At 71.9% G+C, this 22080-nt stretch carries 18 protein-coding genes; 3 read left to right on the forward strand and 15 right to left on the reverse strand.

Going from position 1 to position 22080, the window contains the following annotated elements; translation table 11 throughout:
• Positions 1 to 59: 59 nt before the first annotated feature.
• From clpA to P9K36_RS05420, 3 genes are all read right to left on the reverse strand, one after another.
• Complete coding sequence (gene clpA, locus P9K36_RS05410) at positions 60 to 2549, reverse strand: ATP-dependent Clp protease ATP-binding subunit ClpA (protein WP_043755910.1); 2490 nt, start codon at positions 2547 to 2549, stop codon at positions 60 to 62.
• Between the two features lie 37 nt (positions 2550 to 2586).
• Positions 2587 to 2988 carry an ATP-dependent Clp protease adapter ClpS gene (clpS, locus tag P9K36_RS05415; protein WP_246410643.1) on the reverse strand — a complete coding sequence of 134 codons (402 nt, stop codon included), beginning with the start codon at positions 2986 to 2988 and terminating at the stop codon, positions 2587 to 2589.
• Between the two features lie 174 nt (positions 2989 to 3162).
• On the reverse strand, positions 3163 to 3510 hold the full coding sequence (locus P9K36_RS05420) for a phasin family protein (protein ID WP_043352003.1): 348 nt from the start codon (positions 3508 to 3510) through the stop codon (positions 3163 to 3165).
• Between the two features lie 338 nt (positions 3511 to 3848).
• Here P9K36_RS05420 and P9K36_RS05425 point away from each other — a divergent pair, with 338 nt between their 5' ends.
• Positions 3849 to 5318 (forward strand): D-alanyl-D-alanine carboxypeptidase, encoded by a 1470-nt coding sequence (locus P9K36_RS05425; protein WP_043352005.1) that lies wholly within the window; start codon positions 3849 to 3851, stop codon positions 5316 to 5318.
• Between the two features lie 104 nt (positions 5319 to 5422).
• Here P9K36_RS05425 and P9K36_RS05430 read toward each other — a convergent pair whose 3' ends face one another.
• The 3 genes from P9K36_RS05430 to P9K36_RS05440 are packed head-to-tail and all read right to left on the reverse strand — an operon-like array spanning position 5423 to position 7587.
• The gene (locus tag P9K36_RS05430; RefSeq protein WP_278306626.1) at positions 5423 to 6193 is read right to left on the reverse strand and encodes a DnaJ domain-containing protein; all 771 of its coding nucleotides are present in this window, start codon (positions 6191 to 6193) and stop codon (positions 5423 to 5425) included.
• A gap of 3 nt (positions 6194 to 6196) precedes the next feature.
• Entirely contained in the window at positions 6197 to 6460 is a 264-nt protein-coding gene (locus tag P9K36_RS05435; RefSeq protein WP_111474123.1) for a hypothetical protein, read from the reverse strand.
• On the reverse strand, positions 6457 to 7587 hold the full coding sequence (locus P9K36_RS05440; RefSeq protein WP_043388664.1) for a trypsin-like peptidase domain-containing protein: 1131 nt from the start codon (positions 7585 to 7587) through the stop codon (positions 6457 to 6459). Before P9K36_RS05440 ends, P9K36_RS05435 begins: the two co-directional genes overlap by 4 nt.
• Before the next feature lie 414 nt (positions 7588 to 8001).
• Between P9K36_RS05440 and P9K36_RS05445 the strand changes: the two genes are divergently transcribed.
• Positions 8002 to 8217 carry a hypothetical protein gene (locus P9K36_RS05445; RefSeq protein WP_043352013.1) on the forward strand — a complete coding sequence of 72 codons (216 nt, stop codon included), beginning with the start codon at positions 8002 to 8004 and terminating at the stop codon, positions 8215 to 8217.
• Between the two features lie 230 nt (positions 8218 to 8447).
• Here the strand turns inward: P9K36_RS05445 and P9K36_RS05450 are convergent, their stop codons facing one another.
• Positions 8448 to 11885, reverse strand: coding sequence for an SbcC/MukB-like Walker B domain-containing protein (locus tag P9K36_RS05450; RefSeq protein WP_053610950.1), 3438 nt, complete (start codon positions 11883 to 11885; stop codon positions 8448 to 8450).
• Positions 11886 to 12061: 176 nt separating this feature from the next.
• Here P9K36_RS05450 and P9K36_RS05455 point away from each other — a divergent pair, with 176 nt between their 5' ends.
• On the forward strand, positions 12062 to 13738 hold the full coding sequence (locus P9K36_RS05455; RefSeq protein WP_278306627.1) for a methyl-accepting chemotaxis protein: 1677 nt from the start codon (positions 12062 to 12064) through the stop codon (positions 13736 to 13738).
• Between the two features lie 165 nt (positions 13739 to 13903).
• Here the strand turns inward: P9K36_RS05455 and P9K36_RS05460 are convergent, their stop codons facing one another.
• The 8 genes from P9K36_RS05460 to P9K36_RS05495 form a co-directional block, all read right to left on the reverse strand.
• Positions 13904 to 14530: a DUF4194 domain-containing protein gene (locus P9K36_RS05460; RefSeq protein ID WP_043345479.1), complete on the reverse strand. Its 627-nt coding sequence runs from the start codon at positions 14528 to 14530 to the stop codon at positions 13904 to 13906.
• A complete protein-coding gene (locus tag P9K36_RS05465; protein ID WP_278306628.1) occupies positions 14523 to 15893 on the reverse strand; it encodes a Wadjet anti-phage system protein JetA family protein in 1371 nt (456 codons plus the stop codon). Before P9K36_RS05465 ends, P9K36_RS05460 begins: the two co-directional genes overlap by 8 nt.
• A gap of 37 nt (positions 15894 to 15930) precedes the next feature.
• Positions 15931 to 16347 (reverse strand): FKBP-type peptidyl-prolyl cis-trans isomerase, encoded by a 417-nt coding sequence (locus tag P9K36_RS05470; RefSeq protein WP_043345483.1) that lies wholly within the window; start codon positions 16345 to 16347, stop codon positions 15931 to 15933.
• A gap of 107 nt (positions 16348 to 16454) precedes the next feature.
• Positions 16455 to 18551: a HAMP domain-containing methyl-accepting chemotaxis protein gene (locus P9K36_RS05475; protein ID WP_278307260.1), complete on the reverse strand. Its 2097-nt coding sequence runs from the start codon at positions 18549 to 18551 to the stop codon at positions 16455 to 16457.
• 331 nt (positions 18552 to 18882) lie between these two features.
• The gene (gene coaBC / locus P9K36_RS05480) at positions 18883 to 20106 is read right to left on the reverse strand and encodes a bifunctional phosphopantothenoylcysteine decarboxylase/phosphopantothenate--cysteine ligase CoaBC (RefSeq protein ID WP_278306629.1); all 1224 of its coding nucleotides are present in this window, start codon (positions 20104 to 20106) and stop codon (positions 18883 to 18885) included.
• Between the two features lie 43 nt (positions 20107 to 20149).
• The gene (locus P9K36_RS05485) at positions 20150 to 20872 is read right to left on the reverse strand and encodes a di-trans,poly-cis-decaprenylcistransferase (protein ID WP_043345488.1); all 723 of its coding nucleotides are present in this window, start codon (positions 20870 to 20872) and stop codon (positions 20150 to 20152) included.
• A gap of 77 nt (positions 20873 to 20949) precedes the next feature.
• Positions 20950 to 21339 carry a transcriptional regulator gene (locus tag P9K36_RS05490; protein WP_043345490.1) on the reverse strand — a complete coding sequence of 130 codons (390 nt, stop codon included), beginning with the start codon at positions 21337 to 21339 and terminating at the stop codon, positions 20950 to 20952.
• Positions 21326 to 21943, reverse strand: coding sequence for a hypothetical protein (locus tag P9K36_RS05495; protein ID WP_043345491.1), 618 nt, complete (start codon positions 21941 to 21943; stop codon positions 21326 to 21328). Before P9K36_RS05495 ends, P9K36_RS05490 begins: the two co-directional genes overlap by 14 nt.
• Between the last annotated feature and the right edge of the window lie 137 nt (positions 21944 to 22080).

Consider the following 22080-nt stretch of genomic DNA (forward strand, 5'->3'; position numbering starts at 1 on the left):
GCGGCGGTCATAGACCGGCGGCCCCTAGTCCGGAAGGCCGCCAGCCGGCATGCACACCATTAGGCGCGCACGAGTGGCACCTTCGGCACGGTCCGGACGCCGCCGCCCGAGCTGCCGCCGCCGCCCTTGTTGTCCTTCGGCGTCTTCTTGCGCGCCGCGGCGCGGGGCTTGGCCCGCTTGTGGCGCTTGGCGGCGTTGGTCACGTCCTTCTCGGGCTTGGGCGTGACGGGGCCGGCCGGGAAATCGAAGCCCAGGCTGTCCTTGGCGCCCGACTTGGCCTCGGCATCCTCCGGCTTGCGCACGACCACGCGGACCGCACCGCCATCCTTCAGCCTGCCGAACAGAACCTCGTCGGCGAGGGGCGTCTTGATGGTCGACTGGATCAGCCGGGCCATCGGGCGGGCGCCCATCGCGTCGTCGTAGCCATGCTCCACCAGCCAGTCGCGGGCCTCGTCCGAGAGCTCGATCGTGACGTTGCGGTCGGCGAGCTGCGCCTCGAGCTGGAGGACGAACTTGTCGACCACCTTGGCCACCACCTCCTTCGGCAGGTGGCCGAACGAGATGATCGCGTCGAGGCGGTTGCGGAATTCCGGCGCGAACAGCCGGTTGATCGCCTCCACGTCGTCGCCGGAACGCTTCGACTGGGTGAAGCCGTAGGCCGCCTTCGCCAGATCCGAGGCGCCCGCATTCGACGTCATGATGATGATGACGTTGCGGAAATCGACCTGCTTGCCGTTGTGGTCGGTGAGCTTCCCGTGGTCCATGACCTGCAACAGGATGTTGAACAGGTCCGGGTGAGCCTTCTCGATCTCGTCGAGCAGCAGCACGCAATGCGGGTGCTGGTCGATCCCGTCGGTGAGCAGGCCGCCCTGGTCGAAGCCCACGTAGCCGGGGGGCGCGCCGATTAGGCGGCTCACCGTGTGGCGCTCCATGTATTCCGACATGTCGAAGCGCAGCATCTCGACGCCCAGCGACGCGGCGAGCTGCTTGGCGGCCTCGGTCTTGCCGACGCCGGTCGGTCCCGCGAACAGGTACGAGCCGATCGGCTTGTCCGGGTCGCGCAGCCCGGCCCGGGCCAGCTTGATCGCCGAGGTCAGGGCCTCGATGGCGTTCGGCTGGCCGTAGACCACGCGCTTCAGGTTCTCGGTCAGGTGCTGGAGCACCACCGCGTCGTCCTTCGAGACGGTCTTCGGCGGGATGCGGGCCATCGTGGCGATGGTCGCCTCGATCTCCTTGATGCCGATGGTGCGCTTGCGGCGGGCCTCCGGCACGAGCATCTGCGAGGCGCCCGTCTCGTCGATCACGTCGATCGCCTTGTCGGGCAGCTTGCGGTCGTTGATGTAGCGCGCCGACAGCTCCACCGCGGCCTTCACGGCTTCGGTCGTGTACTTGAGCTTGTGGAACTCCTCGAAATACGGGCGCAGGCCCTTCACGATCTCGATCGTGTCAGGGATCGACGGCTCGTTGACGTCGATCTTCTGGAACCGGCGCACCAGGGCTCGGTCCTTCTCGAAGTACTGGCGGTACTCCTTGTAAGTGGTCGAGCCGATGCAGCGCAGCGTGCCCGAGGCCAGCGCCGGCTTGAGCAGGTTCGACGCGTCCATGGCCCCGCCCGAGGTCGCACCGGCGCCGATCACCGTGTGGATCTCGTCGATGAACATGATGGCGTTCGGGTGCGCCTCGATCTCCTTCATCACCTGCTTGAGGCGCTCCTCGAAGTCGCCCCGGTAGCGGGTGCCGGCGAGCAGCGTGCCCATGTCGAGGGAGAAGACGGTCGCGTCGGCCAGGACCTCCGGCACCTCGTGCTGGATGATCTTGCGGGCCAGCCCCTCGGCGATGGCGGTCTTGCCGACGCCCGGGTCACCCACGAGCAGCGGGTTGTTCTTCTGCCGGCGGCACAGGACCTGGATGGTCCGCTGGACCTCGGTCTCGCGGCCGATCAGCGGGTCGATCTTGCCGTCGCGGGCCTTCTTGTTGAGGTTGACGCAGTAGGCGTCGAGCGCGTCGCCCTTCTTCTTCGCGCCGCCGCGGGGATCCCCCTCGTCGCTCGGGCGCTCGGCGGCACCCTCGTCCTCGGCACCGCGCACGGGCTTCGCCTCGGAGGCGCCCGGGCGCTTGGCGATGCCGTGGCTGATGTAGTTGACCGCGTCGTAGCGGGTCATGTCCTGCTCCTGCAGGAAGTAGGCGGCGTGGCTCTCGCGCTCGGCGAAGATCGCCACGAGCACGTTGGCGCCGGTCACCTCCTCCCGACCGGAGGACTGGACGTGGATCACCGCCCGCTGGATCACGCGCTGGAAGCCCGCCGTGGGCTTGGCGTCCTGCCGTCCGTCCCCGGTGAGGTTGGAGAGTTCCGTGTCGACGTAGTCGACCAGGCTGCGCTTGAGCGTGTCGATCTCGACGTTGCAGGCACGCATGACCGCGGCCGCATCCTGATCGTCCACGAGGGCGAGCAGGAGATGCTCCAGCGTCGCGTATTCGTGCCGGCGTTCTCCGGCCAGCGCCAGGGCGCGGTGGAGAGCTTGTTCTAGGCTGCGTGAGAAGCTTGGCAAAGCTGGCCTCTGTGTGGGTGCCTACCGCGAGCGGCGCCTATTTCTTTTCCATAACGCACTGGAGAGGATGTTGGTGTTTGCGCGCGAAGTCCATGACCTGCGTCACCTTGGTCTCCGCCACCTCGTAGGTGAAGACGCCGCACTCGCCGACCCCGTTCTGATGCACGTGCATCATGATGTGGTAGGCGTCCTCGTGGCTCTTGTTGAAGAACCGCTCGACCACCAGGACCACGAACTCCATCGGCGTATAGTCGTCGTTCAGAAGGAGTACCCGGTACAGGCTCGGCCGCTTGGTCCGCGGCTTGGTGCGGGTGATGATCGCCGTGTTGGACCGGTCGTCGCCGCCAGGGGCGCGCGAACCGGACGCCGTGACCGCGGTGCGCGCCGGCCAGTGAACCTTCGTCGAACTCGCGGTGCCCTGCATGGGGACCTGTGTCATGTGCGTCGAACCGATCCCTCGTTTGGAGCGGGCGCCGCCGGCCCTGACGGCCGATCCAGTCCTGGCCTGCCGGGAGCAGCGCTCGGCTCCACGGCCGTTAATCTACAGACGGTGAGCCGACTTCGCCAGACGCCTGTGCGCACTTGTCCGCCTCGCTGATCATGCGCCAGCGGCTCACGTCTGCGCCGATCCGGGACGGGGCGCGCCGTCGAGCGCTGCCTTCGGCCGCAGAAATGCGCCGGTGAGGCCGAGGATCATGTCGCCGGCCGCGGCAGAGCGGGCCGTGGCGCGCGCGCCGGCCCGGTTCAGATATGCGGCCTGAACCGCCACGAGTTCGGCCGGGCCGCGGGCCGCCGCCAGCGCCCGCGAGGTAGCCCCGAGATCGTCGAACGCCGTCTTGAACGAGTCGGCATACGTGATCCCGAGGGTCTGGGCCGCCCGACTCACGATCCCGAACCGATGAAGGGGCGTTCTGAACCCGGAGACGACCGGGCTCAACGGAAGGGCAGGGGGCCTCTGCATCGCCGATCTCCAGACCGCCGCCGAACCTGCCGGCCACCCGTGACCGACCTCTTCGGATCGGCGCGAGAGTGTGCGGCGCGACAGCCAGCGTCAAGCTCGGGCGGGTAAGACCCGTCGGCCGCAACCGGCATGGGTTGGCAGGCCGGTGACGGTCCGCGAGCGATCGACCGTAAACGATGGCCGGAACGACACGATCCGGCATTCGCCGCGATCGCATTAACGGGCCTGTAACTGCACCTGCCTAACTCTCCACTGATGCAGCGGGGCCACGCGATCGGCGGGAGGCTCTGCAGGGGATACGACCGGCCAGATCCGGTCTCGCGAGGCAATCAGGCGTGATGCGTAGCGTAGTAGGCCGCTCCCGGACGATTCCAGCGCTCCCGGCCGCGATCCTGGCCGCCGCGGTCCTGACGGCCCTGGCCTCGCCGGCCGAGGCCCGGCGCGGCCGGCACCAACACCATGCCCGGGCCACCGGCGGCTACAACCCGCCCTACGCCGCGATGGTCGTGGACGTGAAGAGCGGCAAGACCCTGCACGCGGTCAACGAGGACGCCCTGCGGCACCCGGCCTCGATCACCAAGGTGATGACGCTCTACATGCTGTTCGAGCAGATGGAGCGCGGCAAGTTCGCCCTCGATTCCGAACTGACCATCTCGGCCCACGCCGCCGCCCAGGCGCCGTCGAAGCTCGGCCTGCGGCCGGGCCAGACCATCACGGTCGAGGATGCCATCAAGGCGATCGTGACGAAGTCGGCGAACGACGTGGCCTGCGCCATCGGCGAGAACATCGCCGGCTCCGAGGAGCGCTTCGCCCAGATGATGACCGCCAAGGCCCATGCCCTGGGCATGAGCCGGACGCGCTATGCCAACGCCTCGGGCCTGCCCGACCCGGACCAGCTCACCACCGCCCGCGACCTGACCGTCCTCGCCCAGGCGATCCAGGACCGGTTTCCGCGCTATTACCGTTACTTCCAGACCCGGTCCTTCGCGTTCCGCGGCCGGGTGATCGGCAACCACAACCACCTGCTGGGCAACGTCCAGGGCGTCGACGGGATCAAGACCGGCTACACCCGGGATTCCGGCTTCAACCTGATGACCGCCGCGAAGTCCGACGGCCGCCAGATCGTGGCGATCGTGCTCGGCGGCAAGTCCGGCGCGAGCCGCGACCGGATCATGGCCGACCTCGTCCGGTCCAGCCTGCCGCGGGCCTATGCCGGCGCCCGGGTCGCGCCCGCCGTCACCGAAGTGGCCGAGCGCGCCCGCCCGGCAGTCGTCGCCGACGCGGTCTCGCGGACCCGCACGCAGGTCGCCTCCGCCGACGACGAGGATGTCGAGACCACCGGCACCACCGGCGAGCCCCTCGACCTGTCGCCCTCGAAGACGACGACGCCGGGCGGCACCTGGAAGCCCGGGCCGCAGGGAATCCCGAAGGCGGCCCAGGCCTATGCCGGCGGCGGCAATGCCCAGCCGCCCTTCCCGGGGGCGTCCAAATCCACGGCCCGGGTGGCCTCCCTCGAGCGCGACGAGCCGCCGAAGGCGGTCTCCGGCGCCCGCGTCGTCCCCACCGCCTGGGTGATCCAGCTCGGGGCCATGGACGACGAGGGCAAGGCCCGGTCGATGCTCTCTGAGGCGCGTGCCAAGGTGGGGGGCAGCCTCTCCAAGGCCGCACCCTACACCGTCAAGGTCGAGCACGGCGGCACCACGCTGTTCCGGGCCCGCTTCTCGGGCTTCGCCGAGCAGGATTCCGCCCAGGAGGCCTGCTCGGCCCTGAAGCGCAGCGGCTTCAGCTGCTTCGCCACCCGGAGCTGAGGCTCCGGAGACCGGCCGGCGCGCCCGCGCGCCGACACGGAACGGCCGCGACCGAGTTCGTCCGCGGCCGACGATCGGTATCTCTCTGACAACGCGCGTGGAGTTCAGCGATGTCGGTTCAGAAGCCTGTCCCGGGCCGCGTTGACGCGCGCCGCCCGCTCGGCGCTGCCTCCCTGGTCGGGGTGAGCCCGCTTCATGAGAGACCGGTGGGCCGACCGGATCTCCTCAGCGGTCGCCCCGCGCTGAAGCCCCAGGACCTGGTACGCCTCCTCCTGCGTCATCGTCCCTGGGTTCGCCGGACGGCGCGGCCGCGGGTCGCGATCGCGCTCAGCGTCTACACGCCATCCGGGCGCCCGGCGGTCGAGATACGGCTCTAGCAGGGCGGCGCCCGCGGCGTCGCGAAGGCGGCAGAGCCGGAGCAGATCGACCACGGCACCGGTTGGCATAGCGTCGAGCGACGTGCCGGCGCTTGGCCCGGCGATGACCCGGCCGGTGCGCAGGCTGCCGTCCGGGCGCAGGAGCGCGTCGATCAGGGTCGTGCGGAAGCGGCGATCCGCAGGATCGCGGGGCCCCTGACCGGGGTCCGGCCGGATCAGACGACGGAGCCGCGCGGTCATCGCGGCCTGCCCCTCGATCAACCAGACGCCGCTGAGCCCGAGAAGCGCCGCCAGGACGAAGTTCCCGCGCAGGAGCAGGAACCCGGCGGCGAGCAGCGCGAAGGCGCCGAAGGTCGGCAGCCGCACACGTCCGAGGGCTGAGCCGAAGGCTGAGCCGAGGCCCGCCCCGAGGCCGCGCCTGATCCGTCGGCCGAGGCCGCCGTTCTTGGACAGCCACCACAGGGTCAGGCAGGCGAGCAGGCCGGCAAACAGCACCATCGCTCAGCGCCGCACGCCATAGGTGGCGGAGGCGCTCCCGCCGATCTGGATGCTGGTCCCGTCGCCCAGGTCGAAGAAGCCGGGACGGCGCGGCTTCGGCGGGCGGATGTCGGCGTCGCAGCCGGGCTGCGGCGGGAGACGCACGCCCTCGGGCAGATTCTCCGGGCAGAGGCGCGCGCGCGCCGGCGGCTCGCCGGCCTGCGCCGCACCGGCGAGGAGGATGACGGGGAGGGCGATGACGGGGAGGGCCAGGCGCAGGCGCGTCATTGCCGGTTCTCCGCAACGTCCGCCGTGGTGACGCGGACCTGCCGGATCCGGCCATCGCGCACCACCTTCAGGGTCACGCCGGCGCCGAGGCCGGCTTCCTCGATGGCCGCCGTCAGGTCCGCGAGCCGATGGACCGGGCGGCCGTTGGCCTCGACGATCACGTCGCCGATATCCCCGGTCTGCGGGTCGACGCCGCGCAGCCCGGCCTGCGCGGCGGGGGAGCCGGGCAGCACCCGCACGATCACAACGCCGTCGATGCCGAGCCGCGCGGTGGCCGCCTCCTGGGCGGCGATGATGCCGATGCCGGGATTGCGCACCCGGCCGGCCTTGATCAGCTCCGGCACGATGCGGTTGACGACATCGACGGGGATCGCGAAGCCGATCCCGGCGCTGGCGCCGGACGGCGAGACGATGGCGGTGTTGACGCCGATCAGCCGGCCCGCGGAATCGAGGAGGGGCCCGCCGGAATTGCCGGGATTGATCGCCGCATCCGTCTGGATCACGCCGGACAATTCGCGCCCCTCGCTGGTCGGCATGCGCCGTCGCACGGCGCTGATCACGCCGGTGGTCAGGGTGTGGTCGAGGCCGAACGGGTTGCCGATGGCGAAGGCCGATTGCCCGACCTTCAGATCCGCCGAGGTGCCGATCGCCAGCGGCGGCGGCATGTGCCGCACCCGCCCGAGCTGCAGGACGGCGAGGTCGTAGGACGGCGCCAGGCCGACGAGGGTCGCGGGGACCACCTCGCCGTCGCCGAGCCGGACGGAGACCGATCCGCCGCTCTGCGCGGCGTTCTGCACGACATGGGTGTTGGTGACGATGTGGCCGGCGCCGTCCCAGACGAAGCCGGTGCCGGTCTGCGTCCCGCCCTGGTCGCCACCCTGGTCGTCGAGGTCGAGCAGGTCTCGGTTCTGCGCCGCCCCCTGCGCGAAAACGTGAACGACGGACGGGCTCGCGCGCTCGAACAGCGCGACGGTCGACGTCTCGGCCGGCGCCAGATCGCCGCGGGCCATCACCGCCCGCGGCGTGTCGGCGGAGTAGAGCAGCGGTTGCAGGTAGGGTTGGGCGACGTAGAGCGCCAGCAGGACCAGGACCGCGGCGAGGACGATGCGCACGGTACGATCCGGCACGGGTGTCTCCGAAAGAAGCGCGAAGGCAGGCCCTCGACGGGCGAAGCCTTAAGTGCGCGTTCAGGATCGGGGCGTCAACACAGAGAGGCGCCGCCGCCGACAGGCTCCTGACGTGTTCTGGCGCACGTCGGCGACCGGTGCAGACTGGCTAACGGAATGGTCACCATTCAGGAGCCACAATTCTCGCAAGTCCAGGGCAGCTCAGCTGTGCTCAATACGGACATGGAACACCGAACCCCGCCCACGCTCGTGCCTCGGCACCGGGTGCTGGCTTCGAAAACCGCCCGAATTGATCGCAAAGCTGCCGCAGAGATGCTTGCATTGACGCTCAGACCCTCGATCGCCACCGCTCCTCGGCCCAGCCCGGCGGCGGCGATCTGAACGGTCCAAAACGGTTCGGAAGGACGAGTACCCATGGAAACCGAAGCTCTGGAACGGCCCGCGGATCTGACGATCTGGCGCACGGCCCCGGCGAGCGCCCCGCTCGCGCAGCCCGAGCGCTACGACACCCTGCGCGAGGCGATCGCGGCCGCGGCCGGTGCCCTGGCCGACCCGGCCAAGCAGCCCTGGATCATCACCGAAGAGGGCGAGATCCTCTCGCCGAACTGGATCCGCACCTACCTGAACTGACGCCCGGCGCGACGAAGAACGGGGATACCGGGGATGGCGGCGCGAGCCCCGCCCCGGCCCTGCGCGGGCTCGGTGAGCCCTCCCGGTGATGGCGTCGGCGCGGCTGTCCTGGCGCGCGGCGCGCAGCAACCGCGAGCACCACGTTTCCGAACGTCCCGAAGGCAAGGGTCGCGACGCGCGTCACGACCGTGAGGGCTCTCATCGCCCGAAGGCGCCGACCCCGGCGCCGCTCACTCCGCCGCGTCCGGCTGGCGAAACCCCTCGATCCCGATCTGGTCGGGGTTGATCGCGTGCAGCGCCCGCCGGGCCGCCTCGAGGGGGTGTTCGGCCTCGATCCGCACCGAGGTGAGATCCGGGCTCTTATAGACCGTCACGATCGTATCCATCACCTCGGTCAGCGTGGTGCGCTTGTCCTCGGGGGCGGCGATCAGGAGCTGCAGCCCCCAGGCCCGGTACAGATCGACCAGCGCCTGGCTGTTGCGCACGTCGAGCTTCGAGAAGGCCTCGTCCAGCAGGCATAGGCCCAGGCCCGGATTCTCGTCGCCCGGCCGGTCGCCCGGATAATAGGCGCTGGCCAGCGAGGCGGCGATCGCCACGTAGAACGGCGCCTGGGCCTCGCCGCCGGAGCCGCGCAGCGCCCGGGCCGACATCGTGGTGCGGTTGCCCGCCCGGTCGCGCATGCCGATCTCGTAGACGAAGTAGTTGCGGTAATCGGCGAGCCGCGCCGCATCCTCCTCGCCGGCGATCAGCGCGGTGATCTCCTCGAGCGCCGCCGCCATCTGCCCCTCCGCCTCGCCGGCGAGCAGCGCCTGCGCGGCCTCGGGTGAGCGGGCGGTCTCGGTGGCGAGCGCGTGCACGGCGGCGTAGCGGCGATCCACCGCCGCCTCGAACGCGTAGGTCTGGCCGGTGAAGCTGCGCGCCGAGAGCCGCTCGTTGAGGGCGGCGAGCCGGGCATGGACCCGCTCGAACCGGTCGGCGAGGCGCGTCAGCAGATCCTCGGTCATCAGGCGGCGCATCTCAACCTCGGCCCGCTCGGCCTGCGCCCTGTAGCGGCGGAGTTCGTGCCCCTCCACGGCCTCGTATTCCCGCCGCACCCAGGCGAAGCCGTCGATCGCCGGGGCGTCCCCGGAGGCGAGCGGGTTCTCCACCCGCCAGGCGGCGCAGGCCTCCGCCAGCTCCCGCTCGGCGATCCGCCCGTGGGAGCGGGCGGCCTCGGCGGACTCCCGGGCGAGGCCGCGCTCGGCGGTCACCCGGGATCCGGCCGCCTTGGCATCGAGGCCGGCCAGCGCCCGCCGCGCCTCGGCGACCACGCCGAGGTCGAAGGGCTCGCCGCGGGCGAGGCGCACCCGCGCGGCGTCGCCGGCACTGAGCTGGCGCAGGGCCGCGCGGCGGGCCGACAGAGCGGCGCGGACGGCCTCGCGCACCGGTCCCATCCGGGCGCGCAGCGCCGCCTCGTCGGCGAGCAGGCGGTCGAGCTTGGGCTCCAGCTCCTCCGACAATTCCCGCAGGTAGCCGACCCGCTCGGTGGTCAGCGCGGCGATCTCGGCGGCGAGCCCGGCGGTATCGCGCTTCTCGATACCCTCCCGCTCGGTCTGGAGCGTGCGCCGCCGCCCGTCGAGCCCGTCGAGCTCGGCCCGGAGCGCCTCCACGTCGTCGAGGCCCCGGGCGACGCGGGCCCGGATCGCGGCCGCCGTCCGGGCGGCCTCGCGCAGGACCGCGGCCTCGCCGCGCAGGCGCCGCGCCTCGGCGACGGCGATCTCGTGGGCGCGGCGGCTGTCGGCGGTGGGCCCGCGATGGCCGCGGGTCATCAGCAGGTCGACGCTGCGGGTGACCGAATAGGCCATCCCGGCCGTGGTCCGGCCGCTCGGGGCGACCGCCCGGGCGAGGCGGGCCAGTTCGGCGTCGTCCCGGGCGAGGTCGTAGCCGCCGAGCCGCACGCCGAGGAACGCCTCCGCGTGCGGGTCGCTGGTCTCGATCACGGTGAGCGGACCGTCGTCGTAGCGGCGGGACCGCTGCTTGGCGGTGTCGGTGGTCTTCACCAGGATGCAGCGGTGGAACCGGTCGCGGCCGGATTGCAGGACGCCGAGTGCCTCGTTCAGCCGGTCCGGGGGAACCACCAGGGCCTCGCGGGCGCGCCCCAGCAGGCCTTCGAGGGCCGGCCCCCAGGTGGGGTCAACGATCTCGGCCAGTTCGCAGATCGGCACCGCGTCGATGCCGCGGCGCTCCAGCTCGCCGCGGAACGCCACCGTGTCGGAGGACAGGCGCGCGGTCGGGCCGCCGCCGGTGCGCGGCGCCGTGCGCTCGGCCTCGCTCTCCTGGGCGCGGGCCTTCAGCGCCGCGTCCTCGGCGGCCCGCTCCAGCGCCTCGTCGAAATCGGGCAGGCGCACCAGCCCGTCGGCCAATTCGGCGAGCGGCCCCTCGGGGCGCAGGATCTCCTCGGGGGAGGATTCCCGACGCAGGCCCGCCCGGGCGCAGGCCTCGGCGAGGCGGGCCGCCTGCGGGCAGCTCTGGCGCAGGATCGGGGCGACCGGCTGGAGCTTGGCCATCTGCCCGACGAGGCCGACGAGATCGCCGATCCGGCCGATCAGCTCCTTCCGGTCGCGCTCCAGCATGGAGAGGCCCAGCGTCGAGGCGGCGAGCCGGCCCTCGGCGGCGCTCGCGGTGGCCAGCGCCTTCTTCTCGGCGATCTCGCCGTCGATCTCGCGGACGTAGCCGCGGCTCGCCGCGACGCGCTCGCGGGCGATGCGCAGGGTGTCGGCGCCTTCCCGGAGCCGGGACCGGACGGCGATGAGGTCGAGGCTCCGGCGGCGCAGCTCGGCGCTCGCCGCGCGCAGCTCGTGCGTCGCGGCAGCGAGGACCGCCTCACCCCAGGCTTCGTAGCGGTCGCGTAGGCGCCGCAGGCGTCCGAGGCGGCTCTCCAGCTCGGCGATGGTCTCCAGAAGCCGACGCCAGTTGGCGATGGAGTGGCGCACGCGCTCGACGTCCAGGGGCTCCGGGTCGAGCACGAAGGCGCGCACGAAGGCGCTGGTGTCGAAGATCGGCTTGAACGCCACCGCGTTGGCGAAGCTGCGCAGGAAGTGGCGCGGCTCCGGCGACGGCGCCCCCTCGCGCAGGGTGGCGAGGACATCGGCCGTGAAGCGTTCGCCGGAGGTCCGGTACTCGGTGAAGCTCGCCGCGCGGGCCCGCAGGTCCGCGGCGATCTCGCTCCAGGGCGCCGTGTAGGTGCCGCCGGGGGCGGTGCGGGCGTAGTCGGAGACCTCGAACCGGTGCCCGACCGCGATGAAGCGCGAGAGCACCGTCTCCTTAGGCTCCACGGCCCGAGCGGCCAGGGCGAGGCCGACCGAGACCACACGGCCGGAATCGGGATTCTCGAAGACCAGGACCAGCACGGTCTCGCAGGATTCGCGGGTCGGGCGGCCGCCTTCCGCCGGGTCGCTGATCCAGCCCAAGCAATAGTCGCGCACGGTTCGGGCGCTGCGCCCGGAGGCCGAGGCGTTGAGGGCGAGGCGGCTGGCGTTGTTGCCGGCCAGCACCGTGCCGACCGCATCGAAGATCGTCGATTTCCCGGCCCCCGTCGGCCCGACCAGCGCGGCGGCACCGCGCAGCCGGATCTGCTCGCGGCGGATCAGGTACCAGTTGGAGATGGCGATGTCGGTGAGGACGTACACGATGTGGGTGGGTCGGGCCGGTGGCGAGGAATGTTCGGCCCAGTTGGCCGGACTCGGCCGCGTATGCAAGCCGACACGCGCGAACCTCTGAAGCCCGATCCTACCTCAGGTTATGACACTATTAGCACAACCTGTTCATGTCCTGCCGGTCTCGTCCGCACGACCGGAACCGACCGATGCGTCTCAGTCTCAAAGCAAAGCTCAGCGGCCTCTTCGCCCTCCTGCTCCTGGCGGCGCTGGTTCAGGGCGGCGTGACTCTCTACAAGATGCAGGCGGTCGACCAGCGGCTCGCGGAGCTGATCGACAACGCCGTGCCGTCGATCAACGAGGCCCAGGCGATCAACGCCCTCGTGATGCGCTCGCGACTGTGGCAGTTCCGCTACGTGACGGCGGATACCGAATCGGAGCGCGCGACCAGCCTGAAGAGCGCGGACGAGATGATGCGGAACCGCCAGGCGAAGGCCGAGGCCTACCGCACCCTGGTGGCGTCGAAGGAGGAACAGGCGATCTACGACGACCTGCTCGCCAAGCTCGCGGTGCAGCAGGCCGACTGGACCCGTCTGCGCGCCTTCCCGGCCGATCAGCACGATCAGGCGCTCGCCTATTTCCGCGGGCCGATGAACGCCAACTATCTCGCGGCCTCGACCGCGACCCGCGCTCTGGCCGACCTGAACATCAGGAACGGCGAGGCGGCCGGGCGCACGGCCCGCGACAGCCAAGCGGACGCGGTCCGGACCACCATCGTGAGCCTGCTCGTCAGCTTCGTCATCGCGCTGGGCGCCATGCTGTACGCCTTCACGGGCGTGTCGCGGCCGCTCGCGGGGATGACGCGGTCCATGCGGCGCCTCGCCGACGGCGACACGCAGGCCGAGATCCCCTACGCGGCGCGGCGGGACGAGATCGGCGCCATGTCGGCGACCGTCGCGGTCTTCCGGGAGAACCTGCTGCACGCCCGCGCCCTCGAGGCCGAGACCGCGCAGGCCCGGGCCGGCGCCGAGGCCCAGCGCCGGCAGGCGACGCGCGAACTCGCCGACCGGTTCGAGTCGGCCATCGGCGGTATCGTCGGCTCGGTGACGTCCGCGGCGACGCAGCTCCAATCCACGGCCCAGAGCCTCACCGTGACGGCGACGCAGACGGCCGGCCAGTCGACCAGCGCGGCGGCCGCCGCCGAGGAGGCCTCCAGCAACGTGACCACGGTCGCGGCGGCCGCCGAGGAACTGGGCTCCTCGGTCAACGAGATCGGCCGTCAGGTCGGCTCCTCGGCGGATCTGGCGCAGGCCGCCGTCCGCGAGGCGGCCGCCACGGCCGATCTCGTCCAGGCCCTGAGCACCGGCGCGCGCCGGGTCGGGGAGGTGGTGGACCTGATCTCGGCCATCGCCAGCCAGACCAACCTGCTGGCGCTGAACGCCACGATCGAGGCCGCCCGGGCCGGCGCCGCGGGACGCGGCTTCGCGGTCGTCGCCACCGAGGTGAAGGCGCTGGCCGACCAGACCGCCAAGGCCACGGCCGAGATCTCGGCCCAGATCGCGCAGATCCAGGGCTCGACCGGCCAGGCCGTCCAGGCCATCGACGGCATCGCGGGCCGCATCCGCGAGATCAGCGGCATGGCGACGTCGATCGCCGCCGCGGTGGAGGAGCAGGGCGCGGCCACCCAGGAGATCGTCCGCAACGTCGCCGAGGCGGCGACCGGGACCGAATCCGTCACCGCCAATGTCAGCGGCGTCGCGGGCGCCGCCGAGGAGACCGGGGCGGCCGCCGCGCAGGTCCTGGCGTCGGCCTCCGAGATGGCCCGGCAGGCGGCCCATCTCGGCAGCGAGGTGGAGCACTTCCTGGCGACCGTCCGGGCGGCCTGACCGGATACCGGCCGGCCGGAGGCGTCCGGGCGATGAGCCCGGTCGCCGCCCGTCGTCACGGGCGCCACGCCTGACCCCGGTCAGCGGGACGTCGTCGAGCGGACCGCCGCCGGGGCGCTTCGCTCCGTTGGCGAAGACGCCCCCCCTCAAGGACGCACGTCGGAATCAGGCCTCCCCGGCCTCCGACCACGCCCGAAGGCGCTCCATCCAGGCGTCGGAAGCCAGCACCGTCAGCCCCGGCAGGAGCGAGAGCGGGGTGACCCGCTCGACCCGGTCGCGCTCGCCGAGGCGCAGGCCGCCGCGCTTCGCGTAGAGGCGCAGGATGTCGGCGAGCCGCCCCTCCTCGGGAGGCTCGTTGCGCGCCACGGTGCGGATCTTCTCGACGATCTCGTCGGTGGTGCAGTCGACGATCCCGTCAGTCCCGGCCCGGTGGTCGCGCAGGCCCTCCTCGTAGAGGAGCCGGAGCGCCAGGAGCACCAGCGTCTCGTCCTTGCGCAGGCGCTCCGAGACGATGTCGTGGCGGGGCGCGTCGGCGGCCGGGCTCAGCGAGACCATCTGGTCGCGATGCGAGACCGTGAGCGCGTAGCCGAGGCAGGCGAAGTAGTCGGTGAAGAACGGGGCGTAGTGCCGGGCGAGCTCGTAGGAGCGGCCGATCCCCTGGGTCTCGGCGTAGATCACCTGCCCCTTCAGAAGCACTTGGAGGGCACGGCTCAGCTCTTCGGCATCCGGCGCCCTTGCGCCGGGCGGCGGCGGCTCGTCGCCGTCGATGATCGCGCGGAAGCCCTCAAGCATAGGGGCGGCGCTCCAGAAGGAAATCCGGGCAGTCGAGCCAGCCATTGGCCACCCGCTCGGGCAGCCGGGTGACGGCGTAGCGCTCGCCGAGCTTGGCGTCGAACAGCACGTCGATCTCGCGCAGGCGCTGGAACACGATGAAGTCGTCGACGCCCGCGATCACGATCTGCGACCCGCGCAGCCGCACCGCCTTTCCGAGTCGGGCCTCCACGAAGGCGCTCATGCTTTCGGGCGTCACGGTGGTGCGGCGCCGGAACTCCGCCTTGGCGGCCGCGAAGGCGTCGACCACCGGATCGTCCTCGACGTCGGGCAGGGGCTCCATGTCGATCGCGGCCTTGCGGGCCCGCGGCGCCTGGAGATGCGCGTGCCCGATGGGCGGCCGCAGCAGCGAGACGTCGCCCGGCACGTCGGGGGCGATCTCCGACCCGCCGACGGCGCGCAGCATCGCGGCCACGCGCTCGACGCCGCTCGGATCCGGGCGGTCCATCACGTGCAGGGCGGAGGCGATCCGGCGCTCCAGACGCGCCACCACGGCGTCGACGGCATCGAGATGGTTGTCGAGCCCCTCGAACACCGCGAGAATCTGGGCGAGATCCGTCCGGACGGCCCGCTGCGCCGCGTCGAGATCGGCGCTCCGCCCCTCCCGGATGAGGCCCTCGGCCAGGGCCCGGACGGTGAGGGCGTCGCGCAGCGCCCGGCCGGCCTCGCGCACCACGCTGGCGCGGAAGCGGAACGGGTTGAAGCGGGTGTGGAGCGTCCGGTAGTCGCTGATCAGGTGGCGCTCGACGAAATCCTCGAAGAACAGCCGGAAGGTCTTGGCGCGGTCGGGCTCGCGCAGGATGCGCTCCTCGACCTTGCGCATGCCGGCCGCGAGCCCGCGCACGTGCGACAGGAAGGCGGCCGCGCCCCGGGCGGCGTTGGAGAGAGCCTCGGAGCGGTTCGCCGGATCCGACAGGGCGCTCTCGAGGCCACCCAGAACCTCCAGCACGGCCCCGCCGTAGGAGCGGGTCTCGCCCCGTTCCAGCCGGGACAGCTCCTCCAGGAGGAGCCGCGCCTCGGGGTCGAACTCCGCGACCGGGACGTAGCGCTCGCGGCGCTCGATCAGCCAGCCGGTGTCGAGGAGGCGCCGGTAGAGCGCCGTGCGGCGCTCGGTCGGATCGGCGGAGATCGGCTCGTCGCCGCTGACCTCGGGATCGCTCCAGCCGGCGGCGAAGTCGCCGATCTCGGCCAGAAGCTCGGCCTTGCGCACCGGCTCGGCCCCGAGGACGCGCCGGTGCAGGTGCAGGAGCAGGGCCGCGTTGAAGCTGCGGCTCGGCGAAGCCAGCGGCTTGAACAGCTCGTCGGACAGCTGCGCGAACAGCATGGTTCTGGAAACTCTCGCCGTCGCGCAGCCGTGCCGCTTACTTCGCGCCGAGGAGTTCGACGTCGAAGATCAGGGTGGCGTTCGGCGGGATCACGCCGCCGGCACCCCGGGCGCCGTAGCCGAGCTGCGGCGGGATGATCAGGGTGCGCTTGCCGCCGGTCTTCATGGTGGCGACGCCCTCGTCCCAGCCCTTGATCACCTGGCCGGCGCCGAGGGGGAAGCTGAAGGGCTGGTTGCGGTCGCGGGACGAATCGAACTTCTTGCCCTTCTTGCCGCCCTCGTCGAGCCAGCCGGTATACTGGACGGTGACCTGCTGGCCGGCCTTCGGCTCAGGCCCGGTGCCGACGACCTCGTCCTGATACTTGAGGCCGGAGGGCGTGGTCACGGTCTCGGCAGTGGCGGCTGTGGTCATGGCGATCAACGCGGCTCCGAAGAGGGGGGACAGGCGAGGCATGGTTTCTCCCTGGAGCCGGCGCCGTGCGCGCCGGCCGTCGGGAGGCCTTCTATCGCCTCGGACCCGTCCAGGCCAGGGAGCCCGGTCGCCCGAGCCTCCGGGACCGTTCAGGCGGCGCGGACGCTGTCCAGGAACCGGTCGACCTCGGCGGTCAGATGCGCGGACTGGGCCGACAGGGCCGCGGCCGCGGCCAGAACTTCCCCCGCCGCCGCCTCGGTCGCGCTCGAGGCTTCGGCGACGCCGGCGATATGGCCGGTGACCGCGGCCGCGCCCTGCGCCGCCTGTCCGACGTTGCGGACGATCTCCTGAGTGGCCGCGCCCTGCTGCTCCACCGCGGCGGCGATCGAGGTCGCCACGCCGTCGATCTCGCGGATCCGGGCCGTGATCGTCCCGATCGCCGCGACGGCCTCGCCCGTCGAGGCCTGAACCCGCCCGATCTGGCCCGAGATCTCGTCCGTGGCGCGGGCGGTCTGAACGGCCAGCGCCTTCACTTCGGCGGCGACGACCGCGAAGCCGCGACCGGCGGCGCCCGCCCGCGCCGCCTCGATCGTGGCGTTCAACGCCAGCAGGTTCGTCTGGCCCGCGATGGTCGCGATCAGCCCGACGACGTCGCCGATCCGCGACACGGCCTCACTCAGGTCCCGGACCAGCGCGCCGGTCTGATCGGCCTCCGCGACGGCCGCACGCGCGAGATTGGCCGAGCCGTCGACCTGCCGGCCGATTTCCTGCACGGAGGTCCCGAGTTCCTCGGCAGCCGCCGCCACGGTGTTGACGTTGCTCGCCGCCTGCTGGGCGGCGGCGGCGACGGTTGTCGACTGCCCGGCACTCTCGGCCGCGGTCTCCGTCATGCTCCCGGCGGTGGCCTGCAGGGCCGTGGCCGAGGCCGAGACCCGGGCGATGACGCCGCCGACCGCCCGCTCGAAGCGCTCGGCCATCGCGCGCAGTCCGCTGCGGCGCCGCGCCTCGGCGGCCTGCCGGGCCTCTTCGGCCTCGGCTTCGAGGCGACGGGACCGGATCAAATTGTCCTTGAAGACCTGCACGGCCCGGACCATGGCGCCGATCTCGTTGCGCCGGTCCAGGCTTGGGAGCGCGACGTCGGCATCGCCGGCCGCCAGGGCCTCCATCGTCGCGGTGATCGCCCGGATCGGCCGCAGCACCCCGCGGAAGAGCACGATCAGGGCGAGCGCGACGAGGAGCAGGGTTGCCAGCAGGGCCGCCCCGTCGCGCAGCAGGACGCGCCGGGCCGCGCCGGACAGGGTCTCGGCCCGCGCGATCATCTCGTCGAGGCAGACGAAGGCGAGGTCGACGAGGGTGACCTGCTCGGGCGTATCGAGCTTGCGTGCCTGCGCGAGCGTCAGACCCGGCGGCGTGCCGCGGCTCAGCGCGGTCGCCACTGCGGACCGGCGGGCCAGGGATGGGCCCTCGAAATTGTTCTCCCGGGCCCGGCGGAACGCCGCGCGAACCGTCTCGGACATCTCCGAAGCGGCCTCGATGGCCGATCTCCAGGCCGCGTCGAGACGTCCCCGCTCCTCGGCGGCCGCCACGGTCTCGTCCAGCGTCCAGGCCGTCCCGGCTGCCAGGGACGTCTGCACGCGCAGGGCGACGGCTCCGTTGGCCATGCGCGTCGACCAGGCCGCCCGCTTGAGGGCGAGATCGCGTCGGAGGATCCCGTCGGACAGCGGGATCGCGGCATCCACGGCATCGCTCGTGGCGATCAGGGCATCGAGCATCTCCTGGAAGGCGGCCTTCGCCTCGGTCGTCACCGCGCCATCCCGCTGGGATCCCGACAGCTTCAGGGCCGCGTCGACCCGCGGCCGGAGGCGTTCGACGCGTCCGCCGGCAGCCCGCAGGGGGCCGAGGGTCGCAGTCACGGCGGGGAGACCCAGCCCGTCGAGGAGGGGCTGTGCTTCGGCCAGCCCGGCGATCACCCGCTGCCGGTCCGCGTAGAGCGACGCGCGGGTTTCGGCCTCGACGGGCTCGGCGGCGGCGAGGAATTGCAGCGTCGCCCCCCGTTCGAACCGGGCCACGTTCACGGTCTGGAGAAGGGCGCGGCTCGCCCGCACCAGGGTGATGACCTGCTCGGCCTCCGCCGCCTGCTCCTGCGCCTCCCGCACGGCGCCCGTCGCGAAGGCCAGCATGATCGTCGCCATGGCGACGAGGACGAGACACATGGTCGTCCGGATCGACAGGTCCCGCACCCGCATCATCCTTCACCTCCGACGGCCCGACAGATCGAGCATATCGCAGGATCATAACAAGTTTTTCTCAGTCACAATCAAAAAATCTGATGTATTTCTATGGTCATTCGACCGCATATAGACTCATTCGAAATGTGATTTGAGTCAATTTCCGGCATTTACCGAATGAAACCGCGAATAATTGCGAAAAACTTCTCTTCCAAAATACAAATATCTCAGGACCGTCTCTCACCCGTCTGGGCGCGATCGACGTCGCCGCCGGGGCGCGCGGGCCGACAAAGCACCTTCGAAGCACCTTCGCGGGGCAGGGAGGCGGGCTCGCAGCGGCCCCGTCGCGTCAGCCGGCCAGAAGCCCCGCGACATGGGCCACGAGCCGCCGGGCGACCTCGTCCTTGCCGAGGCGCGGCCAGGTTTCCACCGCACCGTCCCGTCGGATCAGGTGAACCGTATTGTCGGCGCCGCCCATGACGCCGCCCTCGGCCGACACGTCGTTGGCCACGATCAGGTCGCAGCCCTTCCGGGCAATCTTCGCCCGGGCGTGCTCGACGACCGTGTCGGTCTCGGCGGCGAACCCGACCACGAGGGGCGGGCGCCCCACCGGCAGGCGCGCGATCGTGGCGAGGATGTCGGGATTCTCCACCAGCGGCATCGGCGCCGGGCCGGTGCCGTCCTTCTTGATCTTCTTGCTGCCGGCCTCCTGCTCCGGACGCCAGTCGGCGACCGCGGCGGCGAAGACCGCGATGTCGGCTGGCAGCGCCGCCTCGACGGCTTCCAGCATCTGCCGGGCGGTCTCGACCCGGACGACGGCGACGCCCGGCGGATCGGGGAGCGCCACGGGCCCGGAGACCAGGGTCACGGCGGCACCGGCCGCAGCGGCGGCCGCCGCGATGGCGTGGCCCTGGCGGCCGGAGGAGCGGTTGGCGATGTAGCGGACCGGGTCGATCGGCTCGTGGGTGGGACCGGAGGTCACGAGCACGCGCCGGCCGGCCAGGGGCCTGTCCCCGGCCTGCTGGCCGAGCATCCGCTCCAGCGCATCGGCGATCTCGTTGGGCTCGGCCATGCGGCCCGGGCCGGATTCGGGCTCCGCCATCCGGCCGGCATTCGGCCCCACGATCCGGACGCCGTCGCCCTCCAGGACAGCGCGGTTCCGGCGGGTGGCCGGATGCGCCCACATCTGGACGTTCATGGCCGGCGCGATCAGGATCGGAAGGCTCGTCGCCAGCAGGACAGTGGTCGCGAGGTCGGCCGCGTGACCGCCGGCCATGCGGGCCATCAGGTTGGCGGTCGCGGGCGCCACCACCACGGCATCCGCCTGACGGGCGAGCTTGATGTGGCCGATCTCGGCCTCGGAAGCCCGGTCGAACAGGTCGGTATGGGCCCGCTCGCCGGCGAGCGCGGCGGCGGCAAGGGGCGTCACGAATTCCTGCGCCCCCGCGGTCAGCACCGGGCAGACGCTGGCGCCGCGCTCGCGCAGGCGCCGGATCAGGTCGAGGGCCTTGTAGGCCGCGATGCCGCCGCCGATGACGAGAAGGACGCGGCGTTGGGCGAGGGTCTCGGTCATGCCGAGAACCCTCTGCGCGCCGGTGCGCGCCCGTCAAGCGGCCTCAGGCCGCGGCCGGGACTGCCGGAGCCTTCAGCCCGCCGAACCGGCGCTCGCGGCGGCCGAACTCGGCGACCGCCTCGGCCAGGTCCTCGGGACCGAACTCGGGCCACATCCGCTCTGTGAAATGCAACTCGGCATAGGCCGCCTCCCACAGCATGAAGTCGGAGAGACGCCGCTCGCCGCCGGTGCGGATCAGCAGGTCGACATCGACGGGGGAGCCGTGCATCGGGCCGGCCACCAGCTTGCCGAAGCTCTCGCGGGTCGGATCTTCGCCCTGGAGGCGCTGCGCCGCGGCGATGATCGCGTCGCGGGCCGAGTAGTCGACGCAGATCCGGAGATGCAGCCGGGTCCCCGCCGCCGTGGCGGCTTCCGCCGCGGCGATCGCCTCGGGGATGCCGTCCGGCAGACGGTCGCGCCGGCCGACGACGCTGAGGCGCGTGCCGGTCCGGGCGAGGCGCTGGGTCTCGTTGCGCAGGTAGGAGCGCAGGAGCCGCATCAGGCCGCCGACCTCTTCGGCGGGGCGCTGCCAGTTATCCGCCGAGAAGGCGTAGAGCGTGAGCGTGCCGATGCCGAGATCCGGACAGGCCTCGGCGGTGCGCCGGATCGACTCCACGCCGCGGTGGTGGCCGGCCAGCCGCGGCAGGCCGCGCTGCGTGGCCCAGCGCCCGTTACCGTCCATGATGATCGCGGCGTGCAGGGGACCCGGCACCGCTTCGCTTTGCATCGTAAAGTCTCCCGGCATGGGCGTGGCGTTCAGGTCTATCGAGACGGGATTAACATTCCCGGCGGGACGGGGCGGTCTCACGCCGTTTTCGTGGCCGGATCGAGGCCGCGGACACCGGATTCGGGGCCGCGCTCGGCGGCCTGCGCGGCGTCGCGCACCACCTGCTCGAGCACGCCGAGATAGCCGATGAAGCGCTGGCGCCCGGTGACGGTGAGGCGGCAGACTGTCTGCGACCGGTTGTGCGCGAAGCCCTTCTCGAGGCTCACCAGATCGGCCTCGCTCAGCACGGCGAGGTGGCGGCTCAGGTTGCCGTCGGTGAGCCCGCACAGGCGCTTGAGATCCGGGAAGGGCAGGCCCTTCGGATGCGCCACCAGGGAGGTCAGCACGCTGAGGCGCGCCCGCTCGTGGATGATCCTGTCGAGCCCCTCGTAAGAAAAGCGCCCGTCGGAACGGTCAGCGGTCGTCATCGAAGGCCCGGGCCGCGTGATGGATGATCCCGGCCAGCCACGCTTGACCGAGCAGGAAGGGCAGGCCCATCGTCCAGGGGGACAGGGCCCGGGTCTCGGCCGAGACCGCCAGCACGGCGAGCCCGGCGAGCAGGTACCAGGCGCCGACGCCCTGGACAGCCCGCGGCAGGATCCGGGACGAGGCGAACAGGCCGAGGCCGACCAGCACCTGCCAGAGACCCGGCAGCATCCAGACCTCGTCGGGTGCGAAGCGGGCGACGACCAGGGCGAGGCAGGCCCCCGCGCCCGCGGCCGGCAGGAACACCTCGATGGCGTTCCAAACCATGGCGTCGGCGAGGCCGGAATGCAGGCGCCGGCTGCGCCGGACCGCCTCGACGCCGATCATCATGAAAGCCGCGAGGGCGGCCGCGATCCAGAGGCCGAAGAACAGGCCCGGCCGCGCCGCGGGATCGCCAAGCCACAGGGCCTGCCCCGCCGCGCAGGCCAGCGCGAGGAAGCCGGTGCCGGCGACCGTCGCCGCCCCCAAACCCCGGAACGCCGTGTCGCGGGCGATCTGCGAGCGGATCGCCACGATGTCCGCCAGCGCCTTGTCCAGGTCCTGCATGTGCCTCAAGCCCCCGGCTGCAGCATGCTTCGCACCGCGCTTTGCATCGCAAAGTATCGACAGGATGGGCTTTCCGCAAGCCGCCTGGCCCGCCCCGCGGATGCGGATCTTCTCAGCATCCGAGCCCGAGGTCGAGA

It is taken from the genome of Methylobacterium sp. 391_Methyba4, assembly GCF_029691625.1.
GTDB classification, from domain to species: Bacteria; Pseudomonadota; Alphaproteobacteria; order Rhizobiales; family Beijerinckiaceae; genus Methylobacterium; species Methylobacterium fujisawaense.

Bases quoted from the DNA above. Each gene is read 5' to 3' on its own strand.
- clpS (WP_246410643.1), bottom strand. From the start codon at position 2,988: ATGACACAGGTCCCCATGCAGGGCACCGCGAGTTCGACGAAGGTTCAC.
- P9K36_RS05420 (WP_043352003.1), bottom strand. From the start codon at position 3,510: ATGCAGAGGCCCCCTGCCCTTCCGTTGAGCCCGGTCGTCTCCGGGTTC.
- P9K36_RS05425 (WP_043352005.1), top strand. From the start codon at position 3,849: ATGCGTAGCGTAGTAGGCCGCTCCCGGACGATTCCAGCGCTCCCGGCC.
- P9K36_RS05430 (WP_278306626.1), bottom strand. From the start codon at position 6,193: ATGGTGCTGTTTGCCGGCCTGCTCGCCTGCCTGACCCTGTGGTGGCTG.
- P9K36_RS05435 (WP_111474123.1), bottom strand. From the start codon at position 6,460: ATGACGCGCCTGCGCCTGGCCCTCCCCGTCATCGCCCTCCCCGTCATC.
- P9K36_RS05445 (WP_043352013.1), top strand. From the start codon at position 8,002: ATGGAAACCGAAGCTCTGGAACGGCCCGCGGATCTGACGATCTGGCGC.
- P9K36_RS05455 (WP_278306627.1), top strand. From the start codon at position 12,062: ATGCGTCTCAGTCTCAAAGCAAAGCTCAGCGGCCTCTTCGCCCTCCTG.
- P9K36_RS05460 (WP_043345479.1), bottom strand. From the start codon at position 14,530: ATGCTTGAGGGCTTCCGCGCGATCATCGACGGCGACGAGCCGCCGCCG.
- P9K36_RS05465 (WP_278306628.1), bottom strand. From the start codon at position 15,893: ATGCTGTTCGCGCAGCTGTCCGACGAGCTGTTCAAGCCGCTGGCTTCG.
- P9K36_RS05470 (WP_043345483.1), bottom strand. From the start codon at position 16,347: ATGCCTCGCCTGTCCCCCCTCTTCGGAGCCGCGTTGATCGCCATGACC.
- P9K36_RS05475 (WP_278307260.1), bottom strand. From the start codon at position 18,551: ATGCGGGTGCGGGACCTGTCGATCCGGACGACCATGTGTCTCGTCCTC.
- coaBC (WP_278306629.1), bottom strand. From the start codon at position 20,106: ATGACCGAGACCCTCGCCCAACGCCGCGTCCTTCTCGTCATCGGCGGC.
- P9K36_RS05485 (WP_043345488.1), bottom strand. From the start codon at position 20,872: ATGCAAAGCGAAGCGGTGCCGGGTCCCCTGCACGCCGCGATCATCATG.
- P9K36_RS05490 (WP_043345490.1), bottom strand. From the start codon at position 21,339: ATGACGACCGCTGACCGTTCCGACGGGCGCTTTTCTTACGAGGGGCTC.
- P9K36_RS05495 (WP_043345491.1), bottom strand. From the start codon at position 21,943: ATGCAGGACCTGGACAAGGCGCTGGCGGACATCGTGGCGATCCGCTCG.